Annotated in this window: 15 protein-coding genes; 7 read left to right on the forward strand and 8 right to left on the reverse strand. The window is 62.4% G+C overall.

Translation table 11 applies throughout. The annotated features are described in order from the left end of the window. The 5 genes from C404_RS35795 to tssA all read left to right on the forward strand — a co-directional run bounded on the left by C404_RS35795 (position 1) and on the right by tssA (position 6,903). Positions 1-2,637 carry a T6SS effector BTH_I2691 family protein gene (locus C404_RS35795; protein ID WP_031328906.1) on the forward strand — a complete coding sequence of 879 codons (2,637 nt, stop codon included), beginning with the start codon at positions 1-3 and terminating at the stop codon, positions 2,635-2,637. An 11-nt stretch (positions 2,638-2,648) separates the two neighbouring features. Continuing rightward, a complete protein-coding gene (locus C404_RS35800; RefSeq protein WP_031328907.1) occupies positions 2,649-3,776 on the forward strand; it encodes a DUF6708 domain-containing protein in 1,128 nt (375 codons plus the stop codon). A 312-nt stretch (positions 3,777-4,088) separates the two neighbouring features. Then, a complete protein-coding gene (locus C404_RS58765; RefSeq protein ID WP_021193551.1) occupies positions 4,089-5,216 on the forward strand; it encodes a hypothetical protein in 1,128 nt (375 codons plus the stop codon). A 171-nt stretch (positions 5,217-5,387) separates the two neighbouring features. Beyond that, positions 5,388-5,795 (forward strand): hypothetical protein, encoded by a 408-nt coding sequence (locus tag C404_RS35805; protein WP_021193552.1) that lies wholly within the window; start codon positions 5,388-5,390, stop codon positions 5,793-5,795. A 34-nt stretch (positions 5,796-5,829) separates the two neighbouring features. Next, positions 5,830-6,903: a type VI secretion system protein TssA gene (tssA, locus tag C404_RS35810; RefSeq protein ID WP_031328910.1), complete on the forward strand. Its 1,074-nt coding sequence runs from the start codon at positions 5,830-5,832 to the stop codon at positions 6,901-6,903. Positions 6,904-6,975: 72 nt separating this feature from the next. Here tssA and C404_RS35815 read toward each other — a convergent pair whose 3' ends face one another. The 8 genes from C404_RS35815 to C404_RS35850 are packed head-to-tail and all read right to left on the reverse strand — an operon-like array spanning position 6,976 to position 18,086. Then, a complete protein-coding gene (locus tag C404_RS35815) occupies positions 6,976-8,556 on the reverse strand; it encodes a TIGR04222 domain-containing membrane protein (protein WP_021193554.1) in 1,581 nt (526 codons plus the stop codon). A gap of 53 nt (positions 8,557-8,609) precedes the next feature. Then, positions 8,610-9,605: a hypothetical protein gene (locus tag C404_RS35820; protein ID WP_049285886.1), complete on the reverse strand. Its 996-nt coding sequence runs from the start codon at positions 9,603-9,605 to the stop codon at positions 8,610-8,612. Beyond that, positions 9,602-10,438 (reverse strand): OmpA family protein, encoded by an 837-nt coding sequence (locus tag C404_RS35825; RefSeq protein ID WP_021193556.1) that lies wholly within the window; start codon positions 10,436-10,438, stop codon positions 9,602-9,604. Before C404_RS35825 ends, C404_RS35820 begins: the two co-directional genes overlap by 4 nt. A 2-nt stretch (positions 10,439-10,440) precedes the next feature. After that, positions 10,441-11,427, reverse strand: coding sequence for a type VI secretion system-associated protein TagF (tagF, locus tag C404_RS35830; RefSeq protein WP_021193557.1), 987 nt, complete (start codon positions 11,425-11,427; stop codon positions 10,441-10,443). Continuing rightward, entirely contained in the window at positions 11,424-15,371 is a 3,948-nt protein-coding gene (gene tssM / locus C404_RS35835; protein WP_021193558.1) for a type VI secretion system membrane subunit TssM, read from the reverse strand. The genes tagF and tssM overlap by 4 nt, the downstream gene beginning before the upstream one ends. Before the next feature lie 53 nt (positions 15,372-15,424). Next, on the reverse strand, positions 15,425-16,912 hold the full coding sequence (locus C404_RS35840) for a hypothetical protein (RefSeq protein ID WP_021193559.1): 1,488 nt from the start codon (positions 16,910-16,912) through the stop codon (positions 15,425-15,427). 7 nt (positions 16,913-16,919) lie between these two features. Continuing rightward, positions 16,920-17,189, reverse strand: a complete 270-nt coding sequence (locus C404_RS35845) for a PAAR domain-containing protein (RefSeq protein WP_021193560.1) — start codon at positions 17,187-17,189, stop codon at positions 16,920-16,922. A gap of 36 nt (positions 17,190-17,225) precedes the next feature. Beyond that, entirely contained in the window at positions 17,226-18,086 is an 861-nt protein-coding gene (locus C404_RS35850) for a M15 family metallopeptidase (protein ID WP_021193561.1), read from the reverse strand. A gap of 289 nt (positions 18,087-18,375) precedes the next feature. On the opposite strand from C404_RS35850, the gene C404_RS35855 reads away from it, so the two are divergent. Further along, complete coding sequence (locus tag C404_RS35855; protein ID WP_031328913.1) at positions 18,376-19,119, forward strand: hypothetical protein; 744 nt, start codon at positions 18,376-18,378, stop codon at positions 19,117-19,119. Between the two features lie 171 nt (positions 19,120-19,290). Further along, entirely contained in the window at positions 19,291-22,581 is a 3,291-nt protein-coding gene (locus C404_RS35860) for a type VI secretion system Vgr family protein (RefSeq protein WP_021193563.1), read from the forward strand.

Raw genomic sequence — 22,581 nt, forward strand, 5'->3', positions numbered from 1 at the left:
ATGGCAGCTGAAAAAGTCTGTGCAACACCTTGCAGTGACTGCGATCGCAAGGGACTGCCCATCTTGTTCACGCGATATGCAGTTGCATACAGTGCTCAGAAAGCAAACATGGCGCTGCTGAAACAACTGAGCCCCACTGGACAACTACAAGCCAAACCTGGCGGTGTTGCGATAGGCGCAGCGCTCTATAACGTACGCATGTTGCGCGCAGGCTATTTGTACGTTCACGTTGATCGAGGTCCTCTCATCTGCACCGAGGACGAATGGAAGGGCTACGTTGTCCACCCGCAAGGGTATTTGAAAGAGTTCGATGTGTTTGTGCCCGGAAAGACGGCACCGAAAATCGCTTGCGCACGTGACTCTCGACAAGCGAACAACAGCATGGTCTGGATCAGAGATGCGAAACGCGTCAAGAAGCTCTGGTATCTGTTCAACCCAGATCCGATCGACTATGAGCATTTCAAGAACGTGATTTCTGCCGATCCCGCCAAGTACATGAAATCGTTCGATGTGGCGGGCTGGGCAAGTGGCAACACGAGTCAACCGAATACGATACAGCCAGGGCTGCTCAACGGGCAGGTTGCCGAGTTTGCAGCGTTGGCGAACGCCAAGTTGAGAGATGCGTTCGATCCTTTGCTTTACGGTCTGATGGGGAGTACCCCACAGGAACGTGGATGGGGAGATTACCAAGAGGAAGTTTCCACTCCGCTGATGACTCCGGATGGCTATGCCTCAGGTTTCGATGAAACCTCTACAGTCACGCGAATCGGTCCGACCTATGAGAAGGCCCATGGAATCCGTCTGAAGCAAATGGCCGCGTTTCTGCAGCAGAACCAAGGAGCGGTAGTCGCGTGTGAAGATGCTATGGGCATCACTCAAGAGTTGGGGCATCTTCAGGGGGAGGCGCAGACGGTCTATACAGCGTGGCAGGCGGAGAGCTCCCCGGGATTCGATAAAAGCGTCAGTAACGAATGGGTGTACCAAACTGCCATCGGTGCGCAAGGATTGCGCGACCTTGTAAAAAAAGGGGCAATAAAAAGGGCGAGCGAGCACATTGATACTTGGAACAAGATGCGACGCCCTGCCCCGATCGCTTATCGAGATGCCGCGACGCGCGCCAGAGAGGAAGCCCGTCGAGACGCCGCGATTGCCCGCAATCAGCAGGCTGAGCGAGACCGAGCAGCTGCAGCCGGCGATGCAGAGTTCAAAGAACTGTTTGATTCGGTATCTGCCGCAACGATTGTTGAAAAACAAGGTGAGAAGTACGAAGCCACGCAAAATCTGCAGGAGATGTTGGGGCGCGATCAGGTTGCGTGGCTTGATTCGGCTTCGCTTAAGCGCGCGATAGCGCTATACAGCGCAAAAGATGCCCAGGTCAACCAGTCAGGAGGCGGTGCAGATTTGAGTTTGGAGTTGGCGCACTGCATGAGCGGTACGGAGGCCAACAAGGCGGGCAAAGCATGGCTTGCGAAAGTAGATTTATGGGACGACAACGTGCTAGGTAAAACGCTGTCTTTCAACAATGCGCCTTATCGCCAGCAGATGAAGGCGCAGACGCAGGAATCACCTTCCGCGCAAGTTCTTCCAAATGCAGAGCCAACCACAAGTCTTGCTGACGCGATCACGGACAAGCTGAAGCCATTTGCTGCACGGGCTTCTTTGGGTGACAAGGCACTGGGCTTCATGGAAACGTTTCCACGTATCAGCGAGAGCGCTAAATTCCGCAAGCTCGCCTGGCCATTGCATATTGCGTCGCTCATGAGTGTGAAAATGATGGAGACCGTTAAAGGTCTTCCTGTCCCACAAGTGGAGGCTAAGCTGACGAGATTCATTGTGTCGTTTGGTGTAACCACCCTCGGCCGGACAGCGGCTCAGTACGCAGGAACCCTAGCGCAAGCGAACCGCGACCGTGTTCGTAACGTAGAACGAGGTCTTTCCCGGGGCGCAAGCAAGGCCGATGTGTTTAAAGCTGCGCCGAACGCACGCGCCGCCGCGCTTGCGGGTTTGTTGGATGTGAGTTTCGCGATCATCAAGGGTTCCCAGTTCCAGACGAAAATGGACGCCCGAACCGCGATAGAGTTGGTTGGTAATATATTGCAAGGTATCGGAAGCTTATCGGATTGGAAGGCTAAAGCGTATGAAGAGACTATCTTCAATGGAATAAAAGCCCACAACCTCTTCTCAGCTCCTGGAATGAAAGAAACATTCGAGGGATTGCAAGCTTTTCAGCTCAAAGCGTTGCGAATGACGGCGTTCAAATTTCTGGGGCCAGCAGCGTTAATCTCTGCAGGGCTGGACGTGTTTGATGCTTGGACTTCCGGGAAGAGAGGGAGTTACACTCTGATGGCAGCCCAGATTACAAGTGTGGCTGGCACCGTTTTTACAGTCATTGGTACTGGCGTTGCCGTTTTTTCAATTGGGAATAGCGCGCTGATAGCCATGGCTGCAGTTTTGGGGTTGATTGGGGCAGTTCTTACCGCCGCAGCCGTTATCGCAGTCCTAATCCTCAAGGAGGATGATTGGATTACTTGGCTGCGCGACAACCCATTGAGCTTGAGTCGGAAAGGAAAAAAACCAATACACGGTAATATGGGCGACACGCTTCAGAAATTGGCGAATGCGCAGTCTGGAATTTAGGTGGACAAAAAATGTTTGTACGTGAGAACGCTTACGCGCGAAAAAGAAATCGCTCTTCTGAGGAAGGTCGCAAGTACCTCAATGTTGAAGGGCAGCGCCAATGGCGTGTTGACGAGCCTAGCGATGCGGAGGGCGTAAGTCTCCCAGGGCGATGTGTTTTCGCACAAAATGATGCGTACTTGGAAATTTGCAACCCAGGGTGGGACCTGCAATGGCGGGCAGGCATTGGGAATTTCTTTGTCGTGATTCCCGCGTTGTTAATGATATGGTGGTGGTTTGGTTTCGCTATTTATCCACTAATATCAGATGGAGTCATTTTCTTTTTTGTGAAAACCTCTTTGGGGGAGGGGGATAAGGTCCTCTTGTGGATGGGGTGGCTTCTGTTCTTTCCATTGGCCATTGGTTGTGGATTCTTGCTGTACCTGTGGTTCTTTGTCGGTGGAATGCGCACAGCATTCTTCACGCTGGCGCGTGGCCGCATTCGGTTTAACCGATCGAAGAGAAAAATATACGTATTGCGACCGAAATATTGCGGTGGCAACGTTGTTATTGATTGGGAAAAAGTCGTCGCATTGCTGAAGCCTGAGGGTGTTCGGCGGGGGGATAAGGAAACGGTCCAGGCGATTGCGCTATATCACCCGTCGTCTGATCAGGCTGGGGGTGATTCCAATGAGGATGCGATCTTTGTTGGCCCAACGCTGTTGTTCAGGGATCTGCAAGCGGCCGGCATGTGGGAATACATTCGCCGCTACATGGAGGAAGGGCCCACAGTCGATCAGATTCCATCGAACGCCCCCTCAAATTACATGCACGTCCCTCGCTATCTGCCGCAGGAATACACGACTTATTGCGGCAAACCCAGTTGGCGTCTGTACGTTTTGGAGCAAAAGCCCGGCTTCATGGAGGCTACGTGTCACATGATGAGCCAAGTGACATGCGTCTGGCCGCGATTCCCTAAAGAGTGGGAGAGTGACTCCGGCCTTGGTGAGCCGGAAGACCGTCCTGTGCAAACTGGTGCTGTCATGACTGCAATGGTGTACCGCGCGCAGGGCCGATTGTCCCCTGAAGACAATATCGAGTTCTTGCGGCACTGGGGAACGAAGGACGCTCTGAGTGAGGCCTTGTCCGAGGCTGCGTAGATCTCGTCACGCGTGAGGGCACGGCGACATCCGCTAGCACTTTGGTCGGTATTGGTGGCAAACAAGTCGCAGTGAAGGACTCATCTTCGACTCTGATGGCAGAAGCACACTCCAAACTGCAGCCTCAGAGTCCGTATCGTATTGGTATGAGGATTTGCCTCCGCCTACTGCGACGCTCAACGCAGGTAATAGGCGCAATCAGCCAGATCTGGGTCCCGATGTTCGCTCCCAGGGACGCGGGATAACGCGCTTGCATTGTCACCCTCATCAAGAGTCGTGAACTGAGAGTGCACGGAACGTCAGGGCCCAACGATGTTCACATTTGAAGCTGCATTTCATCGTTACCGGCGCAAGCATGGTATCGCCAGGGCACTGGCGGACTATGCCGATTTGCAAGACGCTCCCATGCAACGCGCGCTTGACGCCACCTCGTCTGGGCCGGCCATCTTGTGGCCCCCCAAGCCCACGGTCTTCGACTTCAACGAGCACTTTCTGGAGCTGAGCAATCTGCGCGACGACGGGCCGCCGCGCTGGATAGCCTTGATGCTCTTGGTGGTGGTTATCCCGCTCTGCCTGCTGTTGAGCGTGGGGGCATTGTGGTTCTTGCGGGAGATCGTGTTCGTTGGCGATCCGCAGATACCGTTTCCACCGAACTCCTTCAAGGAGCTTGGGCTACTTTTGATGCTGTTGGCCCTCGCCGTGCTCGGTGTGCCTATGACATTCATGTTGTGGCGCGAATGCCAGGGCAAGGTACTCACAGCACGCTGCGCGCGTTACCGCTTCAACCGAACCACAGGCAAGGTCTACGTGTTGCGGCCCGCGCGATGGGGCGGCAACGCAGTGCTCGACTGGTCGCGTGCCCAAGCGCATGTGCATTGGGCACCGCCTCCTGAATCGGCGCAAAGCCAGGGCGATGCGGCCTGGGACAACGACACAGCCCAGCAATTACGCAGAGAGGTGGATTGGTCGCGACGCGCCGGAACGGAGGTGGATGGCGGCCTTGTTATCTCCGGGCTACTGGGGCTGATCAGCAGTTTTAGTCTGCCCACGTATGACCTGTCTGATGAAGCGCGCAAAAAGCGGCGCACCGCAAGTGACAACGGCTGTCTGCTGCTGTACTGGCCACCGCTGGACGCGGCGGATCCGCAGCGATGTGGAGAGGATCTGATCTGGGTTGGGCCGCGGAGCAGTGGCGAGCGTCTTTGGCGCTATATACAGACGTTCATGCAAAAAGGCATGGATGCCGTGCCAGCCCCAGAGATGCCGAATGATTGGATGCACAAAGGCCGCAACCCAGCGCAAGTGTTCAACTGGCTGGCGGAGTGCCTGTGCTATTGGCCCGTCTTTCCTGCGGCGTGGAAGAGCGACGTCGGCCAGGCCAGGCGAGAAAATGGCATCGGGCCAGAGCAACCCCTGAGCTGGCCCGCCAAGTTGCCCTAGGTCATAGAGAACATTGGTTCTCGCAGAGGTGTCGACGTGGGCGGAGTTGGGCGTGTCGCCACATGAAGATTTGGAAACAATCCCCCCAAATCCACCTGCCCTGAGTAGCATCACCACCGTCGAATCCCATCGCAGCCAAGCGAGGATTGCCCTATTTTCAAACGCACCAACATGGCCCCACTGCTTCGCGCTGCCGCTGCTCCGATCTTCGCCGCGCTGATCGCCAGCCCGGCATTGGCAGGTGACGACGCGCCGCTTCAGGTTTCATACCGGCAAGTCCTCACCGAGTACTTCAAGGACGCGCCCAGCGCTGCCAGGAAGTACGACGGCCATCGCCTTGAGTTCAAGGGGCAGGTGTACCCGCTGTCCGACGACAGTTTGAACACGCTGGCCGTCACTGAAGACCTCAAGGTCGGCGCGCCGTTTCAAGATGACCAGCGCGACGCGTTGAAAGCTGTGTTTCCGGACAACAAACTTTCGGCGTACAAGCCCAGCAAGGACATCACGCTGGATTGCCTGAACCGGCAGTTCGTCGGCCTGACGCTTGCCCTGACCGATTGCCGCGTCACCAAGCCCTGACCGTTCACCCGCATTTGCCTCTTCGCTTCTGACCATGGCTTCTCTTCCGTTTGAACAACTGCTCGCCCCGCTGCCAGGCGCTCAACCTTGCGGCGAAGACATGCTCTTCTCTGCCGAGTTCGACAGCATCCAGGAGGCGCGCCGCTTTGACGATCCGTCGCTCGACCAGGGCGAGTGGGTGACCGAGATCAAGGAGGCCGACTGGCGCGCCGTGATCACCGAGGGCACGTCGCTGCTGCAGAACCGCACGAAGGATTTGCGCCTGCTCGCGTGGCTGACCGAGGCCCTGTCGAAAGAGCGCGGCTTCTCTGGCCTGCGCGAGGGCTATGAGCTGATCTCGGGCCTGTGTGAACAGTATTGGGAACACATCTATCCGCTGCCCGAGGCGGACGACCCTGAAGCCCGCACGGGCAGCATGGCGTGGTTGGCCGCACGCTCAAGCCAACTGATCCGCGAAGTGCCGTTGGTGGATGCCTCCAAGGGTGGCTACAACCTTGTCGATTGGGAAGTGGCAACCGGCCTGGTTGAGGCGATCCGCCGCGATCCGGATCAGGCCGATGAGCTGTCTCGCGGCAAGGTCACGCAGGAGCAGTTTGAGGCCGCCAAGCGGGCTACGTCACCGGCGTTCTACAAGACGCTGCATGACGATGTGGTGGGTTGCGGGGCAGCGTTGCTGCGGCTGCAATCCGTGCTCGATGGGCGTGCTGGGGACCATGCCCCGAGCTTCCGCGCTGCGCGTGAGACGTTGCAGACGGTGCGTGCGCTGGTCGAGCGCTTCGGTGGCAAGCCCGAGCCCAAGCCGGCCCCGGTGGAAGCCAAGGCAACCCAGCAAGCTGCCGGGCAGGCAGCAACGGAAGCGGTGGTCGCAACGGTAGCGTGGCCGATCCGCTCGCGCGCACAAGCACTGGATCAATTGCGTGAAGTGGCGGAGTTCTTCCGCCAGACGGAGCCGCACAGCCCGGTGGCCTATCTGGCCGCACGTGCCGCCAAGTGGGGCGACATGCCGCTGCACGCCTGGCTTCGTACGGTGGTCAAGGATGATGCGACGTTGTCGCAGATTGAAGAGCTGCTGGGTTTGGGCGATCCGTCGCCGGACAACGTGAGCTGATCGTTGGTATCGCCCCAGCCTAGCGTGGAGCTTGGCGAGGGGTCTGAGGCGGTGGCGCGTCGATCGAGGGGCCTATGAGCTGCTCGAACAACCGCCGCACCCACTCGATCCGCAACTGCTAGAGCTGCAGCTACTCGAGCTACCACTGCTTGAGCTGCAATTGCTCGACGTGTCGCTCCCCGAGCCTCCGGAGCCGACCGGCAGTCCCGGCCCGCCCATCATCGATCGGTATCCGGCCCAGGCTGTGCCGGTCAGCACGCTGGTACCACCCAGCGCCGTCATCCAGAGCAGGTCGGCCTTTGACCAACTAGCATCGGACGCCTGCTGGCCGCGCCGGCGATAAATGTCGAGCGCAGCGTCCGCTGTCGCAGTCGGTCCGGCGCTACCGACGCCGACCAGTCGTGCGGTCAACCACCAGTACGCGAATCCGAACGACGCCATTTCGATCAGCAGCCACATCACCGGACGATCCCGGGTCAGGCCGACAAAGACTTTCGCCACACCGAGCCCGAGTACAAGCAGCAGAATCGCCCACGCTGCCAGCGTCGTTGCGCGCATGGAGCCGGACGTCCACATCCATCCCTGACCTTGCAGCCGCGCGGTCATGTCGGAGGCTTCACTGATGAGCTGGTCCCGAAAGCTCGGCCATGGCGAGCGGTGCTGTTTCTGCTGGGTCAGCCACCTCCACGCGCTCATGTGGCGCTCGGGCGCTTGCTCCGCGTTTGCGACCACGTAGGTCTTGCCGTCGCGACCTCTCTTCGATGGATAGGCAATGCGGATCGCACCCGCGTCGAGTAGCGCCAGCGTTGCGACCTGTGCCATTCGTGAAGCGTTGCCTGCAATGAGTGCGGCCTCGTCCGGCGCAAGTGCGTGCGGTACGCCGACAAGCGCTACTCCCCGCGGGCGACGCGAGTACGTGAACCGGTGCAGGCCCCGGATCGACAGACACGCGATCACGCACACGCCCAGATAGAACACGAGAAAAAGCGGCCCCGGATAGTTCAGCACGCCGATATCCGGCGCCGCATGCGTGGTGATGGCGATCAGGGCGACACCGATCGCGAGCCACACGAGCGGCGGGATCCGGCGAACGATCGACACGTTTGGCGGCGCGGCCATGTTGAATGGACGCCAGGCGCGGCCATCCTGCTCCAGCGCGTTGTCCTCCTGCACGTGCTCGGGCGGTGTTGGCCAAACATCGGGAGGCGGTTCAACGCCGAACGTACTCCGGTAGCTGTCGAGCGTTTGCTGATAGTGGCGCGCGTAGGTGTCCTCTTCGTCCGGCGCGCCGATGCCCGGCGCGTGGTGGAGCGGAGCGCGCAGTACGTTTGCGCAGAACACCGTCCAATAGTCTTTTGAATACTGCAGGTGCAGATGCCATGCGGCATCGATCGCCTCTGATGGCGTGACCGGGTGCCCGGCATGCACTGCCAGATAGGCGAAGCGCTTGTACTCTTCGATGACGGTCAGCGTGAACAGCGTCGACCACCCTTCGGCTTCTGCCAGGCGGCGGCTAAACGGCATCGGCGCATCAGGCGCATCGAGCGAATACTGGCTCAGCCGAAGCAGGCAGGCATCGCGCTCCGCATTGGTCAGGGTCGCCTGGGGCGCGGATGCGGGATCGGGGGAGGTGGAGAGAGGGGCCGATGTCATCGGTGGCTGATCAATCGCAGTGGGTGCGCCTTGGTCGGCTCTTGGGCGCCAGACTAATCCTGCTCCTGCCGCTCCAGTGCGAGGAAAACCTCGCGTTCGCAGCGGCCGAAGTCAAAGCTTCGCAAGCGCAGGTGGCGGTTGCCGTATTCCCCGGCAGCCATCATTTCCGGGATGGAGCGAAGGGGGCCCGCTATCAGGCGCATCAGCGTCTGGGAGATCACCAGGAGCACCATCGGCGCCAGACTGAAGAGCCCCATCATGATCCCCGTGATGGAGATGGCCTCTGCGAAACCGAACTCACCTCCTGCCAAAATCAGCATGATCACGACCATCAGGATGCCGAAATAGCCGAGAAAGCCGATCGCCTCGCTAAAGCCCGGCCTCCTGTTTGACAGTACCGCCTCCAGCGGCTCGGGCAAGTTGCGTGGGCGCTTCGCGACATAGACGGTCTGCGGCTCGCGACGACCTGATAAACGCAGGCCCCACGCCGAGAACACATCGTTGTCCCACCAGCCGGCAGCAAGCACGCGCATGCCATTAAGGCCCGCAAAATAGGGCGCATTGGACGAAACCGAACGGCCCGTGACTTGGTATTCACAGAAGTGGATGACCCGATCGTCCGTCAGCGTGATGACGACAGGCGTCACGCGGTAGTAGGTCTCTCGCGAGATATCGTCGTCGGTGTAGTCATGCGCATTCCGTGCATCGGAAGCGACGGTCCATCCCATCGCCTCATAGGCATTGAATGCCGCGTTATCCACCTGTACGGAGCGAATGATGCCGCTGACGATCGCGACAGGCGCACCCTGCCGTCGACTGGCAAGCCAGTGCTCAAGCTGCTGCCAAGCCCATACCAGATGACACCAAAGCCACCAGATGCGCTCCTTCAACGGAGAAAATTGCGTGATGCGCTCGGGTAGCCTCGCGGCGGGGTCGTAGTATTCAAGCCGGATCTGGGGGGCGGCACGCCTTTCGCCAGCCGGCTGTCGTGGGGCGGCAGGCGACGGTTCACGCAACCGTGCCCGCCGGCGCGCATCCTGCTGCGTCACTGACTCGCCCGAAACTCAATCCGCCGATTGCGCGACCGCCCTTCATCCGTGTTGTTCGCCGCCACGGGTTGATCCGGCCCCACACCAATCGCCGTCAACGTGCCTTGCTCGGCACCCTTGGCAATCAGGTAGTTCTTCACCGTCTCTGCACGCGTCTGGCTCAGGTTGAGGTTCATCGCGCGGCTGCCCGAGTTGTCGGTGTGGCCGACGATCTCGATCTTGCGGCCGTTCAGGCGTGGCAGCACGGTGTACATCTCATCCAGAATCGCACGGCCCTTGGGCGTGAGCGTGGCGCTGCCGGTTTCAAACTCGATGATGCGGTTGGCCAGGGTCTTATCCAGCAGGCCCTGTTCGGACACCGCTGCCACGCGCAGGCCGTTCTTGATGGTGTAGCTCTGGCCCAGCGTAGTGGCCATGTCGCTGGTGATCTGCTGGCGCTGCGCTTCGTTGCCGACATCACCATGCAGTGAGACCTGCGTGCCGTCGATGTTGAGTTGGCCGCGGTTGACCTGCTTGATGGCCGGCGACAGGATCTTCTGCACGTTGGCCGACCAGTTGGGTGGCGACACCACGTTGCCCACCTCGATCTGGTCCAGCACGTTGGCGCTGCCGTACAGCTCGCGCAGCTTGGCCAGCACGGTGGCCTTGGTGGCCTCGTCAGGCACCGTGCCACCGGCGACGACCTGACCCGGGGTCGGCGTGGCCGCCGTGACCGTTGCGGCAGCCGGCGGCTGGTCGCCCGGGGCAGCGAAGGTGAGGCCAGGCAGCGCGGCGAGGCACACCATCAGGATCGTTGCTGGCCGGAAGCCGCGCTTGATTGCATCCAGACCCATGTTCATTCTCCGATGAAGACTTCGCGGAAGGTGTCGACCGCCACGCGCAGCGAGAGCTGCGGTTGATCCAGGTAACTCACGAATTTGGCCAAGCCGTACTCTCCGCTCACGTGCTGGTCGACCCATTCCGGATCGTCGATGTTGATGTTCTGCTCGGCATACGCCAGCGGCGACATCACGCTGTGCAGCGTGCGCGACGATGCACCGTTGAAGCCGATGACCAGGCGCTCGGCGCCGTTGATCTCGCCCAGGAACAGCGAGAGTTCGAAGTCCGCACGCTGCAGGAAGCGCGACACCAGCTCCAGCCAGAAGCTGGCCACCAGACTGCGGTACAGCGGATCAGCCGGCAGGGGCAGGGTGAGGCCCTTTTCCAGGCGCGATGAGCCATTCGACATGACCGGCTGCAGCAGCGTGCCGAGTGCGAGCAGCGTGCGGCGCAGGCGGATGTTGTGGCCCTCGGCGCGCAGCATCTGCTCAAGCCCTGAGACGGTCTGGAAGTCGATGAAATCCGAAAAGCTGGCGTCGTAGGCCTGCGTGCCGTTGTCGGTTTCCACGCTGTGCTGCCCTTCGGCCAGCAGGCGCAGCCCCTCGGTGGCATCCGAGGCCTGGCCGAGCGAGATCATCTGCTGGCCGGCCCGCGTCCACAGGCGCGCCAGTGCGATCGGGCTGCGCGCGATGAAGCTGATGGGGCGGTCCACCTCCATCGCCGCCGCCGTTAGAAACGGAAAGCGGCGCGAAGACAGGTCGCTACTGGCCATCAGCGTGCCGGCAATCGCCAACCGGCTCTGCGAGCCCAGGAAGGCGAATTGCACGGGCTTCCACGTGTCGTAGGTGGTCTTCCAGTCCGGCGCTTCGGCCAGCAGCTCCATGCCTTGCGCCAGCCAGCGGTCGAGCGTGTCGAGCAACTGGACGTTGTTGGCGCTTTTGACAAAGTCGCCGCGCGATGGAAGCTTGCCGAAGTACGAAAGCTGCAACTGCGTCAGGCTCATTGTGCCGTCCCCCCTTGCTCTTCCGTCACGGCGGACCGGGTTGCGGCCTGCGTCTGAGCAGGGGCCGGTGTGCGGCCCGCCGGTGGCGAGCCAGCCGGGGCGGGTGGGGTGGAGGTGTTGAGCGGTGCGTTCATGTCGGCAATCGACGTCGGCAGGCGCAGGCCGCGCAGGCCCTGGCCTTGCGGCGAGTCGGAAGCCGTTGTGCCGCCGGTCTGCGGGCTGCTGATGATGCGCAGGCTGATGGCAACCGTCAGGCCGTCCTTCGTCCACGACAGATCGAACGCGCCATCCGGGCGACGCTTGCGCTGCGCGGTGGCAATCAGGCGCTCCAGGCCAAAGCGGCCCGGCTCGTTGAGCAGTTCCACCGTGCGGCCATCAAACGTGGTGGCCGTGACCTTCGCCCCAGGCGTGCCTTGCGGATTCGGCCACACGAAGTTGGCCCACTGCGGCGGCGTGTTGCGATAGCGCAGTTGCTGGCCGTCGATCTCGATCGTGTATTCGGTGGCGCCTTGCGATGGCACCGGCAGGATCTGGAACACCGTCTGCGGGGCGGCAGCGGCTGCACCACCGGCACCACCACCTGCTGCACCGCCCGTGAGCGGCGCGATCCAGCGTGTAAAGCCGGTCGTGAACTCGGGCACGAACGACAGGCCCAGATCCCCCCAGGTGCGGGCGGCAAGCATGTCGCCACGGCGCACCGACAGCGGGCCGATGGTCGTGCTGGCGAACTTGGCAATCGAGCCATCCGGGCCGAACACCTGGCCGATTTCGGCTGCGCTGGCTTCGATCTTGGCGTTGGCCGAGAACGGGTACTTATCCGCCAGCGTGGTGGCAAACGTCTGGTAAACCTGCGCGTTCCACACCTTGTTGATTTCTGCCGTGGCCGGGCGGATCACCACCGCATACGACTGCAGCAGCGGACGCACCAGCAGCGGGCGCAGCGTTGCGCGTTCGCTGTCGGTCATGCCGGTCAGCATCTGTTCGTCAACGTACTTGAGTGTGTCGGCCAGTTCGGAGCCGCTGCCGTCCAGCGTCTGCTGCATGAGCTGGCGTGCACCCGGGCCCGGATCACCCTGGTTCTTGATGAGGTTGAAGCGGGTGCGCACCTTGGACAGCGAATCCATGTAACCGCGCAGCAGCGACTTGTCGTCACGCACCATCACCACGCGGGCCAGGCCAGAGAATTCCTTGCCCACAGGCCCCATCGGGATCGCGCCGGCATCGGCGATGTTGCCCGTGTCGACATTGATGTTCACCTGCGATGGCGTCTGACGCGCAAAGAGCTGTTTGAACCAGCCCAGCACGCCGGTCTTGGCTTGCTTCAGCCCCGCATTGAGCATCGACGGGTTGTCCCACGAAGTCTGGTCGTAGGCGGTGTCGAGCACCTTGCGGATCGGCGAGTTGGTCGGGTCGCCCAGCAGGTTCATGCCGGTGACAGCCTGGTCGAAGCCGGTGAAGTCCTGGATGGCCACCCCCTGCATGAAGCGCTGCCACTCGCGGGCGTACTCGGTCTTGTACATCGTGACCAGCGCCTTCTGGATCTGCTCGGGGCTGCCTTCCAGCGTCAGGTCGTCGCGCGCGGCGACGTTGAGCACCCAGTCCTTGGTCTGCAGTTCCTTGTTGGCGGCTTCGCGGATGGCGGGCTGCACATAACCGAGCCAGGCTTCCTTGGTGAAGGTGCCGGGCACGGCGTAGCTGCCGGCCACCACACCCGCGCCGGTCTCACCGACGATGCGGGCGACCGTCATCGGGGCGTAGCGCGTGGAGGCGCGGGCCTTGATCTCGGCATAGGCGCGTTCGCGGGCCGGCATGCCGCGCACCACGCGGCGCAGGTTTTCACGCGTCTGGTCGACCAGCGAGAGGTTGCCCTCCAGCATCGGCCAGTTGTCGTCATTGACGTGCGCCAGGAAGAACGACAGGTTGCGCTCTGCCGAGCGGATCATCTGCTCGCGAGGCATGTTGCCCCGGTTGTCTTCCAGCCAGCCGCGCCAGAAGCGCGTGATCTGATCGGTCAGGTGCGCGACTTCCACATGGCGCTTGTCCGACAGCATCAGGTAGGTCTTGAGCGCGTTGTAGCCGTCTTCCACGTTGGTGGGCGAGGCATCGGTGTAGCGCTTGGCACCGGTCGAAGCGGTGGCTTGGTTTGGCGCGGCCGGCGCGTTGGCCGCAGCACCCGAGGCACCACCCACGGTGGCGGTTGCCGTGGTCACAGACGTGGTCATCACCGCACCGGTTTCAGGCGGACGCACCATCGGCGCGAGTTGATCCGGGTGCGCGTTGACTTCGGCCAGGAAGGTTTCGATGGCGCCGCCCACCGGCTTGAGCATGACCTGGCGCAGGCCGTTGTAGTACTCATCCAGCAGCTTGTGCTGCAGCGTGTCGCCTTGGTACAGGCCCAGCGACAGCGCGAGCGGGTGGTCGTTGCGATAGCGGTCGAGCTGCTCGATGCGGTCTTGCAGCATGTCGAGCGCTTCCAGGCGGGCCTGCAGGTCGACGCGGTTCTGCTGCATCTTCACGATCTTGTCGAGATCGGCCTGCACGTTGGCCGTGAGCGTGCGGTTGCCCATGTACGACCACGTCCAGCCGCCCAGCATCAGGCCCAGCGCCAGCACCAGCCCGAAGAAGGTGGCGATGCGCAGGCGCGTCTTGGCGGGGCTCGCAAACTGGCGCACCGTCTGGCGGTCCGCAAAGATCACCTTGGAGAACAGGTCGCGCAGGAAGAAGCCGTTCTTGGAGAACACCTCGCGGCTGCGCGCAGCGCCATCGGTCGACAGGCCAAACCGGCGCGCGATGCGTTCGGCCGACGCGCTGTTGGTCGCACCTTCCTGCAGTGCGCTGGTGAAGTAGAAGCCGCGGAACACCGGCTTGTACTGGAACGGGTTCTCATCAAACAGCGTGACAAGGAACGAGCGCAGCGTCGGCTTGATCGACGCGAACTCCAGCGGGAAGCTCAGCAGCCCCGGCGAGAGCTTGTTCTTCTGATGCAGCGCGATCTGCGCCACGCTGATCTCCTTCAGGCCGTCGCACAGCTCATCAAAGCGCTGGTCGAACATGGCCGCCACATCGGGCTTGGCATCCGGCTCGAAGGGCAGGGAAGAGCCCCACACGCGGTCGCGCTCCTGCTTCTCGCTGTCGCCAAAGAATTCGGTAAAGCCGGTAATCAGGTCGGCCTTGGTGAACATCACGTACACCGGGGCGAACACCTCCAGGCGCTCCGTCAGCTCCTGCACGCGCTGGCGCAGGTTCTTGGCCAGGTTGATGGCGAACTCGGGGCGGTTTTGCGTGAGTTCCGACACGCTCACCGTCACCACAATCCCGTTGATGGGGGCCTTCGGGCGATAGCGCTTGAGCAGGTCCAGAAAGCCGAGCCATTCGCGGCGGTCTTCTTCATGCACCGAGTAGCGGCCGGCGGTATCGAGCAGGATGCCTTCGGTGGTGAAGAACCAGTCGCAGTTACGCGTACCGCCGATGCCCTGAATGACTGCGCCGCCCTTGTCGGCAAACGGAAACTGCAAGCCCGAATTCAGCACCGCCGTGCTTTTGCCCGCCGCCGGGTTGCCGATCACGATGTACCACGGCAGCTCATACAGCGCGGCGTCTCCCGACAGTTGGCCGAGCTTGGAGCGCTTGATGGTTTTGACGGCTTCAGCCAGGCGCACGCGCAGGGCTTCAACTTCCTCGCGCTTGTCGGGGGTGGCGGCCTTGTCGGCCGTGGCCGCCTGCTCCAGCACGCCTTCCAGCTTCTTGCTGGCCTGACGCGCGCGCCAGCGCTTCCAGATGTAGGCCACCAGCCACAGCGCCAGCAGCACACCCAGCGCGATGCCGGCCCAGACCAGGCCAATCTCGAAGGTCTGCGCGATCAGCAGCAGAAAGATGGTGAGCACGATCACGCCGAGAACCGACAGCGTGCGTGAGTTGGTCAGGAAGTTTAGGAAGCGTTGCATGTTGCCTTCGGCTCGCGAGCGGACAAAGTCGGATTCGGGATCGGAATTCAGGGTCAGGTCAGGCGCGGCACCACCGCAATGGCGCCGCGCTGCTGGATGTCGTTGGCGGTGATGGCCAGCACGGGCTTGCCGCTTTGCTGGCTCAACTGGTGCGCCACCACGACAGGCAGCAGGGCACCCGCCGCGCCGACGTAACCGCACGGTGTGCCCAGGGGCAGCAGATCGGCGGCCACGTCCAGCGTGGGAAAGCGTTCAGAGACGATGCGTGCGACCTCCACGGTGCGCACGGGGTGCATGCCGGTGTCAGTGACGACGCTGGCGACGAGCGGTTCCGCATCGGCGTCGGCCGGCTTTGCATCGGCAGGCGGCGTCTTGCTGTTGGCTTCGACAGGCGCGGCTGCGGCAGCGAGGGTCTCCAGCACGTGACGTACCGCGCCGCCAAGGGCTTCCAGTTGTGGCTGGCCGCGATTGGGCGTCGGCGCCTCCAGGCGGGCCACGCTGGCGCGGGTGATCGTGATGGCGGCCGGTTGCGCGTCGTCACCCGTGCCGTCAACAGACGGGGCAGCCTGGACCGCAGCGAGTGCTGGTGCGCAGAGCAACACGCCAGCGGCGGCTTCGCCCGGTACGCGGCCATGCTGGCGGTTGGCCTCGAACAACTGCTCCTGTTGCGTCAGTTGTTCCACTGCGCTGGGGCCGACCAGCGAGTCGGCCACCACCAGCATGCGCAGCACGCGTTCGTCGCTTGTGCGGTTGACGGCCTGCGTGGCGCGATCAAGCAGTAGCAAGGCATCGGCATCGCCCTTGGCGGTGATCGGCTCAAGGGTGAGGTGATTCGTCGGCCAGATCACGCTGATGCGCTGGCGCAGCCAGGCATCTGCGATGGCCTGTTGTTGCGGTGTCCATTCGCGCGGCAGCAGGGCGGTGATGACGAGCCGCGTGGCATCTGGGCCGGCGGGTTCGGGGTGTTGCGCGACGGCATGGGCCGCAAGTTCTTCGGCAACCTGCCCGGCAAGCGTCAACGCGCGCAGCTGTTCGTCCAGCCAGTCCACGTCTGGGTGGCGCTCCGTCAGCTCGGTGCGCAGGTCTTCGGTGTTGAGGCCATCCACGGGTGCTGCAAAGATCGGTTGGCCAAAGCCTTGTACGTCCGTCAGGCCCGGCTGGATGCTGGCCTGCACCGCGTCCACCAGCGATGCCGCATCGCTGCCGCCCGGCGCGCGCAACGCGCTGGCCAGCAGTACGGCACGCCAGTGGCGCGTTGCATCTTGCGGGTCGGCCGGTGTGCCATCGCTCTTGGCGGCAGCAGCGGGTGCTGCGGCCGAGAGTTCACGCCCGGCCGCCACGTTGGTGCGGATGCCGTCCAGCGCGCGCTTGATGACCCAATAGCCAATCACCATGCCCAGCGGCAGCAGGAACAGGTAGGTGACGATGTCGGCGGTGCTCGGCATGCGGTTGGTGGACTGCCACCACACGATGACGGCAATCCACACCACCACGAACGCTGCCAGCAGCGTCAACCCGGACCGGAAGAGTCGTGCGGCCATGTCGTTCTCAGATGCTGCCCGTGTTGCCTTGGCTCGACAGGAGCGTGGCGCCGCAGGCGGTCTTGTCGCCGTGGCGCGCGGCCTGCTTGCCGTCGATGATGACGTTCGGGTCTCCGGTCACGATGACAGTGGTGCCGCCATGCCCCTGCTTGGGGCAGGTGACCTTGTCGCCCACGCAGGCGATGCCCTTGCCGCCCGTGGACGTGTTGCCCGACGCGCTGATCACCACACCGCCGTGGTCCGTCTTGTCACCCAGCAGGATGAAGGGACGTGTCATTGCATGCTCCCCTGATGTGTTCGATTCATCGATTCGTCACTGGCCTGGCGCGTCGGGACGCTTGCCGAGTACGCCCTTGCGCCGCAGCTCCACATGGCCCAGGTCCATCATCTTCCAGCGGCCGCCCCACACGAGGCCAACCGATTCCGCCGTTTGCCCATACAACTCATAGCCACGCATCGCCCACGGATCTTTCTCACTGATCACCAGCTTGCCGTCGCGGAAGAACGCGCTATCTGCCGCCAGACCGTACTGGTGGTAGCTCTGATACGCCCCAGCCTGTGTGACATTGCTGCCCATCGCCGCGAGCTTGGCTTGCCGATCGGGGCTGCGGAAGCCTTCGAGCAGCGCCATCTCGTAACCGTGTTCGTCGCGCATGATCTTGTAGACGAGCAGCAGACGCTGGCGGAAATCGGCGTCGAGCAGGTTCCAGTCACGGCTCGCATCGCGGATGGCCGGGCGGATCAGCTCGACCTCGCGCGTGGTGAACACCTCGGGCGGCAACGGCGGCGGCGGGATCAGCCGTTCACCATTGAGCAGCGCAGAGATGTGCGGGTCCGGCTCACGTACCTGGTCATCGTCAAACTCGAACGACTGCTGCTCGCGCAGCGCCAGCGCCACAATGGGCGGCACCGACAGCACACCCACAGCCCCCAGCAGCAACAGTTTCCGGCGCGCCACAAACCGCTTGAACGCAGACGCATTCGACGCCGCGCTGTCTACCGACCCGCGCAACGAGCCCGCCGAGCGCGCACCAACCACGGCCGCACCGGTGCTTAGGCGCTGCCACTGCGCGCGCACGACCGCAGCGCAGCGCTGCCGAACCGACGGCAACAACAGCACCGCAGCCACCACCACCATGGCGACGAAGTAGAGAGCGAGAACAACGAAAACCATACCGACCTGCGGAGCGTAGGCGTTTACATCAATTCAGCCTGATTTATATCTGTATTCAGGGATGGAAAATATTATGAAACGATAAAAATTCAGCCGATTTTAGGTTCTGCTTTATTAACAAACGATAAAGAAAGCGTGTGTCTTTCCTAAGCATTTGTCTTTCAGCTAGGCCAGACTTAGAATCAGCAGCCACAACCGGAATCGGCATGTTTTGTTGTACCTGATGCTCGGACGTTGTTTTTGAAGCGCATACGCTCGCCGCGCATTCTATTTCAATTCTGGACCCGTGATGAGTAATAACGGCGATTTGAAAAAAGAAGGGCCCCCAACGCTCTTCAATTCCCAGCCTGAAACTGATGAGGCTGGCCATACACGCATCCTCGCGAGCCTGGAAGGCAGGGTCGGGGCGGGTGGCAAGCCGCCCAAGCGTTCGGGGCGTCGCTATGGCATCGCTGCGGTCATCGCGGTGCTGGTGGCGGGCGTCGGCGCCTGGGTGGTGCTGAACCCGCCGGGCGATCAGAGTGCACCGCAAGTGGCCGAACACGCGACGCCTGCCACCCCTGCAGCCGCACAGCAGGCCGCAGCCGAGCCCACGCAGGCCACGGCGGCCGCGCCCGCAGCAGCGGCTGCCAGCGAGAGTGCCGCAGCCTCCGCGGCCACCATCGTCAACGTGACCCCCAATGACGAGCACACGCTCGACAAGCTGGGCAAGGATGAGCAAACCGCCAAGGCAACTGCCGATGCTCCTGCAAAGGATGCCCATACCTCGACCACGGCGCAGCAAGCCGTGACGGCCAAATCGGGTGATACGCCGCAAGCCAAGGCGGAAACCGCCAAGCTGGTTGCAAAATCCACCAATACACCGGTCAAGGTGGCACAAGTTACAAAGGCAAAACCGCAAGCCACGACAAAAGCCAAGAACCGTAAAGGCGGATTGGCGGCGGATGATCCGGATGCCGATTTGCTGGCGGCATTGCTTGCACCGCAAAACGCCAATCAACCGGCCAATCAACCCAATTACAAGGGGAAATAGCCGCTCGGTGGATGTCCGGAAGGGCAATCGTCAGGCGATGTTTGTGTTGCCGGGCGTTAATCAGGCGGCTGGCGCAATGCGAGACAATGCGCCGCCCACACAATGCATGCGCGCCGGCTTCACGTCATCGTTCTTACGTGATGCGCCCGTCGTTGCAGTATCGGACAGCGAATGGACGTAACGACCCTTCTCCAGAACCTCTTTGCGCCGGCGCATCGTCTGTATGCCCTGGAAGGCGAAGGCCCGCTGGCAGACCTGGCGGTGGAAGCGTGGCTCGGCCGCGAGGCGCTCTCCGATTTGTTCGAGTGGCGCGTGGTGGCGGTCAGCGCCAACGCGCGCATTGCGCTCAAATCGCTGCTCGGCCAACGCGTGACGTTGGTCACGACCTTGGCCAATGGCACGCAAGCCAAGCGCACCGGGCTCATTCGCCTGGCTGAGAAGCTCGGTGCGGATGGCAGCCTCACGCGCTATCGCCTGACCGTCGTGCCCTGGTTCTGGCTGGCGACGCAGCAGCGCCACAGCCAGGTGTTCCAGAACCGGCCGCTGGCGGACATCTTTGAGCAGGTGCTGAACCCGTACGCACCGTATGCATCGTGGCGCTATGCCGCCGGCGCCGAGGCGCGCATGAACGACTTCGGCACGCGCAGCCACATCGCGCAGTTTCGCGAGACCGACTACCACTTCGTCACACGTCTGCTGGCAGAGGCCGGGCTCGGCTTTACCACGGCGGAAGACGAGCATGCGCATGGCGGTCATACGCTTGTGATCTTTGCCGACAGCACCCAGTTGGCGGAAGACACGGAATCGGCTGCTGATGGCGGCATTCGTTACCACCGCGCGCACAGCCAGGAAGAAAGCGATGCTATCCAGCAACTCGCCTGCCACAGCCGCACGACCGTAGGCGGCGTGGCCGTGGCGGCGTGGGACCCGGAGGGCAAGAGTAGCGTGCGTGGTCATGCGCCGGCACGCGCTGGTGCCGTATCGGGCAGCCCCGACGCGTATCTGTCGATCAGCCCATCGCTGGCGCCCGATGCCGCCAACGCACAGCGCGTTGCCGAACAAGTCATGGAAAGCCTGGAGGCGCGCGCGCTGCTGTTCTCCGGCCGTGGCACGGTGCGCACGCTGCGCAGCGGCACGCGCTTGCAGTTGCGCGACTGCCCGCATCTGCCGCAAGACGGCAATGCCGATGCCAACGCACCGTATCCGCTGCTGATGGATCTGGTGGAGCACTGCGGCATCAACAACCTGACGGCCGACACGCACCTCGCGCTGGGCCAGCGGTTGGGTGGGTTGGACGCTTCACTGCTGTTTGATACGCCACCTGATGCGCCGGAATCCGGCCCGGGTGTCTTCGGTTTCCAAGAGGCGGACGCGCCCGTCGAACGTTTGACGCCCACCGGCGATCTGTTGGCCGCAGCGCGCAAGCATGGCTATGTCGGCCTGTTCCGCGCCAGCGATGCCCGCCGCCCCTGGCGCCCGGCCGTGACCGAACCCGACACCGGCCGTTTGTACTCGCCGCCCACGGCACAAGGCGTGCACAGCGCCATCGTGGTCGGCCCCGATGGCCAGACGCAAGCCGGTGGCGATGGCGAACATCACACCACCCCCGCCGGTGAAATCCGCGTCCGCTTCCCCTGGCAACAAGGCGAGCGCGCTGATGACCGCAGCACCCGCTGGGTGCGTGTGGCACAGCGCCAGGCAGGCGCGGGCATGGGCTGGCAGTGGCTGCCGCGCATCGGTCAGGAAGTGCTCGTCAAGTTCAGCGAAGACGACATCGACCAGCCGGTCGTGATTGGTGCGCTGTACAACGGGCAAGGCGAAGCCGGCATCGCGCCCACGCCGGGCGGGCAGGGTGCCTCTGGCCAGAGCGACGGCGCCGCGCTCTACAAGCAAGGCAGCGACAGCACCACCAGTGCGCAGGGCAACGTTGCCGGTGGTCACAGCCCCGCGTGGCATGGCATGGGCACGGAAGCCGAAGGCCATCGCAACGCCGCCGCACACACGGGTTTCAAGAGCGCCGAGCACGGCGGCAGCGGCTACAACCAGCTCGTGTTTGACGACAGCGACGGCCAGCTGCGCACACAGCTTGGCACCACGCAGCAGTACAGCCAGCTCAACCTCGGCCACCTCGTTCATCAACAAGACAACCGGCGCGGCAGCTTCCGCGGCCAGGGCTTTGAGTTGCGTACCGATGGGCACGCCGCCGTGCGCGGTCAGGCGGGCCTACTGCTTACCACGTACCGCGATGCCAGCAACGGCAAAGCCCTGCCCACGGGTGACAACGCAGCAGGCATCGCGTTGATCAAGCAAGCCAAGTCACTGACCGCATCATTGGGGCAGGGCGCTGTCACGCACCAGACCACCGCACTTGCCACCGCCAAGGACGACGACGCCCCACTCGGCAAGCAGGCAAAGGCTGCTGCCGGCATGGTCGACGGCAAGGCGCTGGATGCCGCCAAGCAAGACGCCAGCGCCGGCAACACCGCCACGCAAGGCAAGGTGCCGCACCAAGGTGAGGCCATCGCGCACCTTGCCGGCCGTGCTGGCGTGGTGATGGTGGCGGGCCAAGACTTGCAGTTCTCCAACGGCGAAAGCATCGCCCTTGGCAGCGGCCAGGACACAAACCTCGCCATCGGCAAACAGGCGCGCCTGCACGCGGGTCACGCCATCGGTGTAGCAGCGGGTTTGTCCAAGGCAGGGGACAACAACATCGGGCTGCAGATCACCGCGGGGCAGGACAACATCGACGTGCAGGCCCAGCACGACGTGCTCAAGCTGATGGCCAAGCAAGACCTGAAGCTGGTGTCGGCCAACATGAACGTGGATTTTGCGGCGGCCAAGCGGATTCGCATTGCCACGGCGGGCGGGGCGTCGATCACGATCGAGGGCGGGAACATTACGGTGGAGTGTGTCGGGCCGATTACGTATAAGGCGGCGCAGCGGCAGTTTCAGGGGCCGGTGAATGCGGACTATCCGTTGCCGACGTTTCCTGTGTCAGCGATCCCGTACAAGCCGATGGAATTCAGTATGAAGCTTGCCAATACTCCGGGGCTTGGTGGGCATGCCATTGCTCACGCGCCTTGGAAAATCGCAACAGGAGATGCTCCGGAAGGACTTGGATTGGTAGCCGAGGAGCATTTAGTCGCGCAAGGCATGACAGATCAGGATGGCCATCTGAATCTGACAGGTGAGCAACACGAGGCCCTCGCGCGTGCCTACAGCAGCAACCCGAGCAGCACGTGGCTCGTGTATCCGGGGCAAACCGTCCGCATCAATGTGGCGCAGCAGCAAGACGACTGGACAGATCAGGATTCTGCCCGCCACGCACTGAACGCCGCCGACTTCAGCGCAGATTTGCCCACAGCGATCACCAGTGACCAAACTCAGAGTCATCTGAGCTACGCACGGCAAGCGCTCGGTGCCAGCACCGCTAAGCAGATCTACGAAAAACTCACCAAATAA

Source organism: Ralstonia sp. AU12-08, from assembly GCF_000442475.1.
Taxonomy (GTDB): Bacteria; Pseudomonadota; Gammaproteobacteria; order Burkholderiales; family Burkholderiaceae; genus Ralstonia; species Ralstonia insidiosa.